Here is an 11,506-nt window from a genome sequence, read left to right as displayed (position 1 = left end):
TGCGAAGCTGGCCACCACGGCGAAGCCAAGGCCCGTGGCCACCATCAGCGCCGCGGCGAGCAAGAGCAGGGCGCGTGGATCCACCCGCGCGCCCAGCGCCCCGACGGTGAGCGTCATCAGCGCCGAACCGAGCAGCGCCGCGGTTGCCATCAGGCCGATCTCGGTCGCGCCGTAGCCCAGTGCGACGAGGTAGGCGGGGAGCAGCACCGCCGCCAAGCCATCGCCGAAGTCCCGCAAGCCGCGCGCCCAGAAGACCCGTCCCTGGATGCCGGACGGCGGCGACATGGCCATCATGCGATCACGCCAGTGCCCGCGCCTCGAGGGCATCGAAGTGGGTGAGGCTGTCGGCCTTGGTCCAGAGGCCTACCCGGCCCGCACCGCCGAAGGTGCGGTCCGTCGCGGCGAACAACACGCGCCCGTCCAGCGACACCTCGAGGCGGTCGCCCTCAGCCCGAAGGCCGAGGGACTGCCAGCGGTCGCGCGGCACCCGCGTGTCCAGGCCGGCGAACTGAACCCGCCTTCCGTCCACGACGCGGTAGAGCCGGACGTTGTCCTCCAGTGCGTTTGCCCGCGCGACATAGTAGTTCCGGGCGTTGTGGTAGCGCGCGACGAGGCCCGCCGCCTGGTCCACCCGGCCGTCCAGTGGGCGGAAGCGGACCGCGAGAGCCACATCACGCGCCTCGAAGCCCTCGACGACCGCCAGCGGGAAGCGCGTGCTGGTCCGGTCGCGGCTGGTCTCCGCCAGCACGCGCGGCCCGGCTGGGGAGGAGGCGTCCTCAAGCACGACCCAGCGCGGTGGCGGGCCGTCACCTGTCAAGGCGACCGCGAAGCCAGGGGGCGGGGCGCCGACAGGGGCGCCCTCGAAGTCCTGCACGACCCGGCGCGGCTGCGCTGCGGCAGGCCGCGCCAGGGCCACGGTGCTGGCGGCGAGGACGAAACGCCGCCGCATGGGACCGGGCGAGCGCATGGCGCGCGCTACCCGCCGGCTGGACGGCTGTTGGTCCGGTCCAGCGCGGCCCGCAGCCCCCGACCGAGCACCTCCGGCTCACCCACTGCCCAGAAGTGCATAAAGAACAGCCGCGGCTCCTCGCCGAGCATGTGGTTGTGAATGGCCGTGACCTCGATGCCGTTCTCGACCAGGGCCCGCTGCACGGGCACGACCTCGTCCGCAGTCAGCACGAAGTCGCCCGTGGTGGCGGCGCGGCCCCCGCCGGCGGCCTGAAAGTTGATCACGGTCGGCAGGCCCATGGCGGTGGGCACCTCCCTCCCACGCTCGGCTATGCGCTCAGCACGGGGGATGCTGACCTGGTACACGCCGCCGCTGACCCGCCCCTCCCGGCCAAGGACGCGGGCGATGGCCGCTGTGTCGAGACCCTCGACGCGGTCGCCGTCGCCACCCGGGGCGCTTCCCTGCAGCGGTGTCGCCGTCTCCTGCAGTGCCACGCGCAGCGCAGTCGAGAGCTGTGCCGGGTCGCCCTGGCCGGCCACGTGCAGGTACATCGTGGCGGGCTCGGCGCGGAGCAGGTGGTTGTGCAGCGCCGTGACCTCGATCCCGCCCGCGGCCAGGCGGCGCATCACCGGCGCGACCTCGCGCTCCAGCAGGACCAGGTCGCCCATCACCATCAGCTCCTGCCTGTACGGGTGGAAGGCGAGCCAGGAGCCGAGCGCGAGGCCCGGGCGGACCTCCACCCCGCCCACCGTGACCTTCAGGTCGGTGCGCGGCAGCGAGACGCGATAGACTCCGCCATCCTGCTCGGTGCCCGGCTTGCCGAGCGTGGAGGCCACAATCCGTTTCCAGTCGGCGGGACCTACGTCCGGGGCGCCTTGCTGCGCCTGGGCGAGACCGCCGGGGGCCGCGAGGGCGAGCCCGACGAGCGCGGCACAGAGCGTGAGTTTGGAGGACATTGTCGTTCTCCTCTGTCGTGGTTCCTCGAATCCTTTGGCCCGGCGCCTCATCGTCCACCGAGGTGTCACAGGCCCGCCATCCTCAGGACCAAGCCCGCCGCAGCCGTCACGCCTAAAGTCCGCAGCAGCCCGATCTTGAAGCCGAACAGACAGGCCGCGGCCAATGCTGCGAGCGCCAGGGCGAGCGGGTCCAGGCTGCCCAGGGCCGGCATGTCGAGCGTCGCCGGGCCGATCTCGACCCGCCGCACATCCGCGAACAGCACCCGCAGGCCGAACCACAGCGCCAAGTTGGCGATCACGCCCACCACGGCGGCGGTCACTGCGGCCAGCGCGCCCGTTAGGGTCCGGTTGGCGTGCAGCCGCTCGACGTAGGGCGCGCCGAGGAAGATGAAGGCGAAGCAGGGCGCGAAGGTGACCCACACCGTCAGCACCGAGGCCAGCACGCCCCAGACGAGCCCCCCGGCACCGTAGCCCGCCAGGAAGCCCACGAACTGCAGTACCAGGATCAGGGGTCCGGGCGTGGTCTCGGCGAGGCCGAGCCCGACCAGCATCTGGCCCGGCGTCAGCCAGCCGTAGCCCTCGACCGCCTCCTGGGCGACGTAGGCGAGCACGGCGTAGGCCCCGCCCACCGTCACCACGGCCATCTTCGAGAAGAACCAAGCCACGTCGGCAAAGACGCCGCCGACGAGGGTCATCAGCGCCGCCACCGGCACCAGCCAGAGGGCGACCGCGACCCAGCCCGCCCGCCAGGCCTTGGCCGCGAGCCGGGCCGGGCGGCCTGGGTCCGCCGCCAGCACTGCGTCCAGCGCAGCCGGGGGGCCGTCCTTGGCCGAGCCGTGGCCACCGGCGCGGAAGTGCCCTGGCGCCAGATAGCCAATTAGCGCGGCCGCCAGCACCACGAGTGGGAAGGGCACGGAGAAGGCGTAGAGGGCAAGAAAGGCGGCGCCGGCCAGCGCCCAGGCCTCATTGGTCTTTAGCGCGCGCCTCGCCACCCGCAGCAGCGCCTCGACCACCAGCACCAGCACCGCCGCCTTGAGGCCGAAGAACAGCGCCGCGACGACCGGCACCTCGCCCAGCGTGGCGTAGAGGATGGACAGGCCGAGCATCACCGCCACGCCCGGAAGCACGAATAGCACGCCGGCGGCAATGCCGCCCTTCACCCCGTGCAGCAGCCAGCCGAGGTAGGTGGCGAGCTGCTGCGCCTCCGGCCCCGGCAGCAGAGTGCAGAAGTTCAGCGCGTGCAGGAAGCGCGCATCCGAGACCCAGCGCCGGTCGTCCACCACCTCGCGGTGCAGCAGCGCGATCTGCCCGGCCGGGCCGCCGAAAGAGAGCAGGCCGATCTTGAGCCAGACGCGCAGCGCCTCGCCGAAGGAGGGCAGTCGTGGCAGTGCTGCTTCCGGGGCGTCCGTCGCCGCCACCGCCTCGCTGGTTGTCTTCACGCTCATGCCTTGCCCCCCGGCGCTGGCCAGTTGTGAATTTCGTTCGTGGCGTCGCGCGCCCACCGATAGAACGCGTCGTAGAGACCCATGGCAGCATCGAGCTGGGCGAGATCTTCCCGGTAGATGCGCGACATCCCGAGCGAGGCAGCGAGCAGCCCGGCCGCCTCCGGTGCGAGGTCGAGCCGTGCTGTGTCAGCGCCGCGGACGATTGCCGCCAGCCGCAGCAGCGGGTCCGAGCGCAGGCCGAACTCCTCGACCATGACATCGAAGGTGCAGAGCTCGTCGCGGTGGCTCCAGAACACGCCCTCGACGTCGAAAGGCGTGGCGCCGAAGCGGTCAGCGACCGCAAGGACCTCGGAGGGCGCCACGAAGAGGAACACCGCCCCGGGGTTCACGAAGCGGCGGATCAGCCAGGGACAGGCAATGCGGTCGATCTTCGGGCGGGCCCGCGTAACCCAGAGTGTGCGGCCTTGCAGGTCTCGGGCCGGCACATGATCGGGCCGCACGAGCAGCCCACCTGCCGCTACCCAGGCCTCGAAGCCGCCCTCGAGCGCCTCGGCGGTACTGCCTGTGTGGCGAAGCCACGCGGCCACGCCCTGGCTGAGCTTCAGGCCTCGCTGGCAGACGACGGCCACGGGGCGGCCAGCAAAATCGCCGGTCCAGGAGGCCACCGACCGGAAGTCGCGGCGCACGGTGCCCGGCAAGATGCGGGGATCGCTGGCGAAGTCCTCATCTGTGCGGACGTCCAGAACGACCGGGACGTCTGGCGTCCCCAGAAGGCAAGCAAGTTGGCTTGGTGTGATGATGTCAGGGCTCGGCATATGCGTCCTCCCGCGGCGCAGAGCGCCGGAGTATGGACGCGATGCTTGGGCCGAAGCCTCACGGGGCGATCGCGGGGGACCCCTTGCTAATCAGCATGAGCAGGCATCCGTGACTCGTCAAGGCCGGTAAGCAGACCCCAGTTGCCCAGAGAATTTTGTTCCCCAGTTCCCACCGCTGCTCCAGTCAGCATTTTCCCAAATCTTCTCCGCTGTATCTGCTACGCGCTGAGCCGCAGGTTTCCTGCGGTTTCTGGCACAGACCTTGAAGGCTCCAATCCGGAACGAGCGCGATTTTTCTCTCGAAACTGCCGGAGAGTCTCCAAACCTTGAGGGTTGGGCGATTTCGCCAACAAGGTTTAGAGGCTTGATTTTGATCGCTTCTTGCGGCGCCCCCTTTGCCGAAGTTCAGCAGCCTCACCGCCTGCCGGAAGGAGCCGGAGACGAGAAGATCGGTCCTGAGCCTCAAGCTCAGCTTGGCATTATGTCTCAAGTCCTATCGAGTCGATCGATGGTTGATGGCCAAAAGAACAGGCATGGTTCCGTTTCGGGCGGATGGGGAATGTCGGTAATCCTGCTGTTCGCCAAGCTGATGGATCGAGCCGCTTGGCCTGCCCCCTTTGGCCAGAGGAGAAACCTGGCTCCTCAACTCCGATGCTGCGACAGGGACTGGCCCAGGGCGCAACCGGCACCGCGTATAACCGTTTGAGAACCGATGTATTTTCTTGCTCTCGTCGTCCCGCCGCTCGCCATCCTGCTGTCCGGCCGCCCGTTCCAGGCGGTGTTCAACGGGCTCCTCTGGCTATGCGGCTTGGTGCTGCTGGTCCTGCCCTTCGTGCCTGGGCTGCTGACCTGGGTCTTGGCCGTGATCTGGGCCGTGATGGTCGTGCGGAACCGCAAGCAGGAGGCACGCGACCGGCGTCTGGTGGAGGATGCGCTGCAGCGTGACCGCGCCGGGCGCGTCAGCTAAGGGCGTGGCTTGCAGGTTCGGACAAGGGAGAACCGATGTCGCGATGGCTGTGGTCTGTGGGAGCCGTGCTGGTGGTTCTCGGGCTGGCGGCGCATTTCTTCGGATGGGATGCGTTGCTCTGGGTTCCAGCGATGGCGCTCGAGGCAGTGCGGTCTGACCCGGAGACCTACGGGGTAGTGGCCCTTGGTCTGCTTCTTATGGCGCTCGCGCGCCTCCTTGGCCGCCGACGGGAATAGCCTGACATGAGGTTCGGCTGCGCGACAGCCCGCAATACGCTACCCTCGGCAGTGCCTTTATCGCTTGAGGCTCCGCCGGCACCCCAACACAGTCCGTTGGGCAGAGGGGGGGGGCGGTTGCTAGCCGCGGCGTTGTTGACGGTCCAGGTAGATGTGACGACGCCGTGCTGGCAGGGCTTCACCGGACAGGGGCCGCGCTCACAGTGAACGCCAAAGCGAACCATAACCGGAACCGATGAAGCCCATTACGTTGGTCTCTTTGCTGATCGGATACCGGCATGGCGGTCTTCTTCACCAGCGACACCCACTTCGGCCATGCTGGGGCACACGGGCTCTATCGACGCCCCTTCGAATCGGTGGCGGCGATGGATGCGGCCATGCTCGATCGCTGGAACACGACCGTGGGTCCTGAGGACGTGGTCTGGCATCTCGGCAATTTCGCCCTCAGTGTGTCGGAGACCGCTATAGCGGAATTGCTCAACCAGCTGCACGGGCGCAAGCACCTCATCACAGGCAACAACGACTCATTGGGACGATAGGCTTGGCCGGTTGGTCCAGCGTGCAGCCCTATGTTGAGATTGAGCTGGATGGTGTCGGTCTGGTGCTCTGCCATTACGCCTTCCGTACCTGGCGTAACATGTGCCGGGGCTGGCTGAACCTGCATGGCCACAGCCACGGCCGCCTAACGTCGCTGCCGCGGCAAACCGATGTCGGCGTCGATGCCTGGGATTTCAGGCCGGTGACGGTGGCAGAGATCACCGCCGCGAAGCGACCCCGCACCAGAACAGCGCAACCCTCGGTAAGGCCAGTTTCCTGTTCCTGCGCCGGTCCGCAAAGCAACTGCAGCGCGGGTTGCCGGCTACCTGCCCCTGCCGACGGATACGAGAGGAGGGCGCACCGGACGAGCACGCTCCGTGGCTCATGCCGTAACCGAGGGGGCTGGCCAGCCATGCGAGTTCTCCGAGCCCGGGCGATTGTGCAGCCACCAGGACCAATCCTGCGGCAGGATCGAAAACGGGTCGTGGTGCGCCAATTCGCGGGCAGCCCAGATTGGCCAATGGGGATTGGCCAAGGCCGGGCGGCCCAGGAACACTAGGTCGATCAGTTCGTCGCGGATCACCCGGTCGGCGATCGCCGGCGTCCCGAGGTTCCAGCTGATAGCGACCGGGATACCGCATTCGCGCCGGACGCGGTTCCCTCGCTCCACCATGAAGGCAGCCTGCGAAAAGGGCGACTCACGCAGATCGTCGGTGTTCATGCCAAGGCTCAGATCGGCCAGGTCCAGCCCGTGCCGCTTCAGCTCGCCCACGGCCCACACGGCTTCGTCAAATTGCACCCCGTCCGGATGCAGGTCGTCGGAGCCGAGGCGCATGGTCAGTGGCAGCCGTTCCGGCCAGACCGCGCGCACGGCATCCAGCGCCTCGCGATGAAACCGCAGCCGCTTCTCCAGGCTGCCGCCATAGTCATCCGTCCGCTGGTTGGCGAGTGGCGAGAAGAAGCTCGCCCCCAGGTAGCCATGGGCGAAATGCATCTCCAGCCATTCGAAGCCGGCCGCGAGCGCCCGCCGTGCCGCCGCGGCATAGGCGCGGTGTAGCTCGTGGATCTCAGGGATGCTCAGCGCCTGCACCGGGTAGGTATAGCGGCCGCCATAGGTGATGGCGGAAGGGCCGCGCACCTGCCATCCATCGGGGTGATCCGGGGCGATCTGCCGCTTGCCTTCCCAGGGCTTCTGCTCACTGCCCTTGCGCCCGGTATGGCCGAGCTGGATGGCCGGCACCGCGCCCATGTCCTTCACCATGGCGCACATCCGGGCCAGGCCCTCGACCTGGGCATCGTCCCAGATGCCGGCGCAGCTGGTGCTGGTGCGGCCATCCGGGGTGATGGCGATCTGTTCGGGGAAGACCAAGCCAAAGCCGCCCGCGGCGCGCGAGCCCATCAGCATGATGTGGTAGTCCCCCACCTTGCCATCCACCGACCTGTGCATGGTCATGGGCGACATGGCGATGCGGTTGCGGAGGGTGACGCCTTTGAGGGTGTAGGGGCTGAACAGGTCGGGCATGGGGCCTTGCCAATGAAGGGCCTGGAATGCCGGATGATGGCGCCTCACGCTGCCCATGGCGAGCCGGTGTTTCGCCCGGCTTTGCCGGCGGCGACGACCGGCCAAGCCTGCAGCCCGATCGACGCCCCGGACCGGAGCGAGCTGCCGTGCCATGACGCTTGAAAGGGGCGGCGGAGGGGGAGCAGTCTCGCTGCAACGACAATAGGGACCAGGGAGGTCCGGCCATGCTCACCCGCCGCCACTTCGGCGCGGCTGCCGCTGCCGCGCTCGCCACACCCCGCCTTGCCGGTGCCCAGGCTTCCGGCCCCTGGCCAAGCTCAGACCGCGCCGTGGAGGTGATCGTCCCGGTCACTCCGGGGGGGCCACTCGACGGGATGGTCCGCCTGATCATGCCCCTCGTCGCCGAGCGCATTCCCGGCCTGCGGGCGATCGTCACCAACCGTCCTGGCGCCGGCGGGCAGATCGGGCTCGAGGCAACCTTCAACGCGGCGCCGGACGGCTACACCCTCGGCGCTACCAGCATGCCATTGCAGATGGCGGTCCCAGTCGAACGCCCTACCCGGTACCGGGCCATGGAGTTCACCTTCCTCGCCAACGTCGTCGAAGACCCGAACGCCTTCTATGTCGCCGCGGGCAGCCCCTTCCGCGATGTCGCCGACCTCGTCGCCCGGGCCCGCGCCGCGCCGGGCACCATCTCCTGCGGCACGACCGGCATCGGGTCGGATGACCACCTGTTCCTCATCGCCTTCGAGTCCACCGCCCGTGTCCCGCCGCTGGTGCATGTGCCGTTCAACGGCAATGCGGTGCTCCTTCCGCAGCTGCTCGGCGGGCATCTCGACCTCGCCGCGGTGAACATCAGCGACGCCATCCCGCTGAAGCGCGAGGGCAAGGTGCGCGCCCTGGCCGTGGCTGCAGCCGAGCGCAGCACGACTGCCCCGGAAGTGCCGACCATGCGTGAGCTCGGCCTCGAGGTGACCGGCGCCGCATCCCGTGGCTTCTTGGGGCCACCTGGCCTGCCAAGCCCGATCGTGGCGCGGCTGGAGGAGGCGTTCCGCGGCGCGCTGGCCGACCCGCGCTTCGTGGCCGAAGCCGCGCGGCAGTTCATGCCGCTGCGCCCGCTGGTCGGCGCCGAGTACCGCCGCATGGCGCAGGGCATCGAGGACATGGTGCGCGCGCTATGGCAGGAGCGGCCGTGGCGCGATCGTTGAGCCGTGCGCCTGCCATGGCCAGGTCGGTCCCGGGTTCCTTCGGTGGTCATCACCGCAGCCGCCGGATGGTGGTCAGACCAACGGGCACCCGCCCTCCGCCATGGGTCGGAAGGCCTCCTCCGGCGGCGTCGTGCCGATGAGCTTGTAGTAGTCGAAGGGTCCCTTCGATTCCGCCGGCGTCTTCACCTGGAACAGATAGGCTGGGTGCATCTTGCGCCCGTCGGCGCGGACGACGCCGGGGCCGAAGCAGTCGTCATCGGTCGGGATCGCCTTCATGCGCGCAACGGTGTCACGACCGCTCGCCTTGGCCGCGGCAGGGCCGCCCATGGCGGCCACTGTCTTCAGATAGTGTAGCGTCGCCGAATAGGCGCCGGCGCCCATCTGGTTCGGCCAGTTGTTGCCCACCTTGGGCTTGACGCGGCCCATGAAGGCCCGGGTTCGGTCGTTGAGGTCCCAGTAGTAGGTCTCGGACAGCACCAGGCCCTGGGCGGTCTCCAGGCCCATGGTGTGGACGTCCGTCACATAGGCGATCATGAGCGCGATCTTCATGCCGCGGCGCTGCAGGCCGAATTCCTTGGCCTGTTTGATGGAGTTCACGGTGTCGGTGCCGGCATTCGCCAAGCCGAGGACCTTCGCTCCGCTCGCCTGCGCCTGCAGCAGCAAGGCGGAGAAGTCGGAGGTCTGGGGGAAAGGGTAGCGGGCGGCGCCCAGCACCTTGCCGCCGGCACCGTCGATGAAGCGCCGTGCGTCGCGCTCGATCTGGTGGCCGAACGCGTAGTCCGCGACGATAAAGTACCAGGTATCGCCACCGGCCTTCACCATCGCCGTGCTGGTCGCCTTGGCCAGCATGTAGGTATCGTAGGTCCACTGCACCGTGTTCGGGCTGCACTGCTCCCCGGTCAGCGCCGCGGTCGAGGCACCGGAGCAGAGGAACACTTTATTCTTGTCCCGCACCACGTTGTTCACTGCGAGCCCGACGGCAGAGTTGTTCACGTCGACCACCGCATCGACGTCGCGCCGGTCAAACCATTCGCGCACGACGTTGGCGCCGACATCGGTCTTGTTCTGGTGGTCGGCATTGATGACCTCCACTGGAATGTCGGGGCGCTGGGCGCGGAACTCTTCCACTGCCTGCTGCACGCAGGCGAGGTTCGTCGGGCCCGACCAGTCGCGATACGGACCGGAATAATCGGACATAACGCCAAGGCGGATGACGGGTGGTGTCCCCTGCGCCCGGGTACCCGCGGATGCAAAGAGCGTGCCTCCGGCGGCGGCAGTGGTACCGGCGAGCAATCCGCGGCGCGTGGTGCTCAGGGTCATGGGCGTCTCCTCCCCCTGTAATTTCGTTGTTCGGGGTATGGAAGGCGAGGACGGCCAGATTGGCAACCCATTGGCTGGCCCGTCAGACCGCCCAATAGTCGATAAGGGGCTGAGGACGGCAGCTGATCGCCGCCTTCAGTCGGTCGGCTTTCGGCAAATGTGCGGTTGGCCGCTCACGACCGCGTTGGACGCCAAACTGAAGTCCAACGAAAAAGACCTGCTAGCCGGTCGTCAAGCACTGCCGTTGGGTTGCCCATATTTCGGGACGCGGTTCCAGCAACGCCGGTAGACCCAATCCGTCCGATGCGCGCCCGTCCAAGATCGCCTCCACGATATCCGGCGCCAGCAGTGTCAGCCGCAGCAGCGTCCCGAGATAGCTCCGCTCCATGCACTCGCCGGTGGCCATTTCGCTGATGGAGGCGTAGCGCCTTTCATCGAGCGTCCGCTGATGCCGCAACGCCCGCGCCAGCGCCTTCACCAGCGCTGGGTCGGCTCGCGTCGGCACGGCCGCCGCCTCGTCCCGCTGTACCGGCGTCACGACCGTCTTCCGCCCCGGCCGACACCGGATAGTCAGCGGCACCCGGACCGTTATGCTGGTCGCCATGCTCATGCTGCTGCCATCAGCGCCTCAGCCGCCGCCATGGTAAGGTTGTGTCCTCCCGTCCCCAACCTTCATACCGTTGTGCTGCTTGGCTCCGACTGGTCACGGAGATCATTGAGGGTGCGACCGTCCGACAGGCAGGCCATCGTGTATATACGGATGGATGGCCAGCCGGTGACGCGCTGGCCCCATTTGTTGAAGGACATGCGCTGACCTTTGAACTCCACATGCCAGCCATCGAGGACGCGGGCCGAGGAGTCGTCTCGGCCACGGATGGCCAGCGTGTCGCCGACCCTCAAACGACCAAGATCGATGAGGTCCTGGGTCGATTGGAACCGCCGTCGCGCTAAGCCAGACTCGTTGGCACCATTACCGGCGTCCTGCACGGGCAAGACACTTGAGACGACGTCGGTGGCTGGGATACTCAGCTCCGGTGCCGAGGCGGCTGGCATTACCACCGCTGCAGGCGAGGCGCGGACGTCCCGGAAGATGTTCGGGTAGCTCACGGCAATGCTGGCCCGGCGTAGCGATTTGCGGATATCGGCGACGCCGAGTTGCGGCACGCGCTTCCGAATCAAGGCGGCGAAGGCATCGTCCTGGAAGGTTTGTTCCAGAGCCGCCTGCACCTGTCGGTCAACGTGCCAAGCCTGCCAGAGCTCATCGATGGCGCGTGCGCGCATGTTGTCTCGGCTGAGCAGAGTAAGCACCCGAACCGCGTCGTCCAATGCCTCCGGTGCTTCAATCGTGACGGCGGTGAAGAGCTTGCGGTCAGCCTCGGCCTGAGCCTGGACCTTAGAGCCCATCCGGGAAGTTTCGATTCACACTGAGGGCTTTCTGGCCAGCCGGCGGAGCATGATGCGGATCATTGCCATGCGGACGAAGGCGGCGGCGATGCGGCAGTGTCGCTCGAAGTCGCGGGCGAGGCGGCGGTTGCGGCTGATCCAACCGAT

General features: G+C 68.0%; 12 protein-coding genes and 1 pseudogene. 3 read left to right on the top strand and 10 right to left on the bottom strand.

The genetic code is table 11. The features are described 5' to 3' along the window. From H7965_RS26310 to H7965_RS26290, 5 genes are all read right to left on the bottom strand, one after another. On the bottom strand, positions 1-285 hold a 285-nt coding region (locus tag H7965_RS26310), incomplete at its 3' end, for a hypothetical protein (RefSeq protein WP_456308202.1). Positions 286-298: 13 nt separating this feature from the next. Continuing rightward, positions 299-967 carry a hypothetical protein gene (locus tag H7965_RS26305; RefSeq protein ID WP_186773517.1) on the bottom strand — a complete coding sequence of 223 codons (669 nt, stop codon included), beginning with the start codon at positions 965-967 and terminating at the stop codon, positions 299-301. Between the two features lie 8 nt (positions 968-975). Next, positions 976-1,905: a DUF1259 domain-containing protein gene (locus H7965_RS26300; protein WP_186773516.1), complete on the bottom strand. Its 930-nt coding sequence runs from the start codon at positions 1,903-1,905 to the stop codon at positions 976-978. A gap of 65 nt (positions 1,906-1,970) precedes the next feature. Next, complete coding sequence (gene chrA / locus H7965_RS26295; protein WP_186773515.1) at positions 1,971-3,350, bottom strand: chromate efflux transporter; 1,380 nt, start codon at positions 3,348-3,350, stop codon at positions 1,971-1,973. Then, entirely contained in the window at positions 3,347-4,165 is an 819-nt protein-coding gene (locus tag H7965_RS26290) for a chromate resistance protein ChrB domain-containing protein (RefSeq protein ID WP_186773514.1), read from the bottom strand. Before H7965_RS26290 ends, chrA begins: the two co-directional genes overlap by 4 nt. Before the next feature lie 712 nt (positions 4,166-4,877). Between H7965_RS26290 and H7965_RS26285 the strand changes: the two genes are divergently transcribed. Both H7965_RS26285 and H7965_RS31370 read left to right on the top strand, forming a co-directional pair. Continuing rightward, the gene (locus tag H7965_RS26285) at positions 4,878-5,132 is read left to right on the top strand and encodes a YqaE/Pmp3 family membrane protein (protein ID WP_186773513.1); all 255 of its coding nucleotides are present in this window, start codon (positions 4,878-4,880) and stop codon (positions 5,130-5,132) included. Between the two features lie 514 nt (positions 5,133-5,646). Beyond that, a complete protein-coding gene (locus H7965_RS31370; RefSeq protein ID WP_229682806.1) occupies positions 5,647-5,907 on the top strand; it encodes a hypothetical protein in 261 nt (86 codons plus the stop codon). A gap of 380 nt (positions 5,908-6,287) precedes the next feature. On the opposite strand, the gene H7965_RS26275 is transcribed toward H7965_RS31370, so the two are convergent. Next, positions 6,288-7,427 (bottom strand): oxidoreductase, encoded by a 1,140-nt coding sequence (locus tag H7965_RS26275; protein WP_186773512.1) that lies wholly within the window; start codon positions 7,425-7,427, stop codon positions 6,288-6,290. A 224-nt stretch (positions 7,428-7,651) separates the two neighbouring features. Between H7965_RS26275 and H7965_RS26270 the strand changes: the two genes are divergently transcribed. Further along, a complete protein-coding gene (locus tag H7965_RS26270; protein WP_186773511.1) occupies positions 7,652-8,635 on the top strand; it encodes a tripartite tricarboxylate transporter substrate binding protein in 984 nt (327 codons plus the stop codon). Positions 8,636-8,707: 72 nt separating this feature from the next. Here H7965_RS26270 and H7965_RS26265 read toward each other — a convergent pair whose 3' ends face one another. The 4 genes and pseudogenes from H7965_RS26265 to H7965_RS32310 form a co-directional block, all read right to left on the bottom strand. Next, positions 8,708-9,955, bottom strand: coding sequence for an ABC transporter substrate-binding protein (locus tag H7965_RS26265; protein WP_186773510.1), 1,248 nt, complete (start codon positions 9,953-9,955; stop codon positions 8,708-8,710). Positions 9,956-10,175: 220 nt separating this feature from the next. Continuing rightward, positions 10,176-10,565 carry a hypothetical protein gene (locus H7965_RS26260; protein ID WP_186773509.1) on the bottom strand — a complete coding sequence of 130 codons (390 nt, stop codon included), beginning with the start codon at positions 10,563-10,565 and terminating at the stop codon, positions 10,176-10,178. Positions 10,566-10,627: 62 nt separating this feature from the next. Beyond that, positions 10,628-11,359, bottom strand: coding sequence for a hypothetical protein (locus tag H7965_RS30520; RefSeq protein WP_222440827.1), 732 nt, complete (start codon positions 11,357-11,359; stop codon positions 10,628-10,630). A gap of 15 nt (positions 11,360-11,374) precedes the next feature. Next, positions 11,375-11,506, bottom strand: a pseudogene (locus H7965_RS32310) (IS5 family transposase); the annotation flags it as partial.

The organism is Siccirubricoccus deserti (assembly GCF_014283215.1).
Taxonomy (GTDB): Bacteria; Pseudomonadota; Alphaproteobacteria; order Acetobacterales; family Acetobacteraceae; genus Siccirubricoccus; species Siccirubricoccus deserti.
Note: the sequence above shows the minus strand (reverse complement) of the source record. Positions and strands in the feature narration are given on the sequence as shown.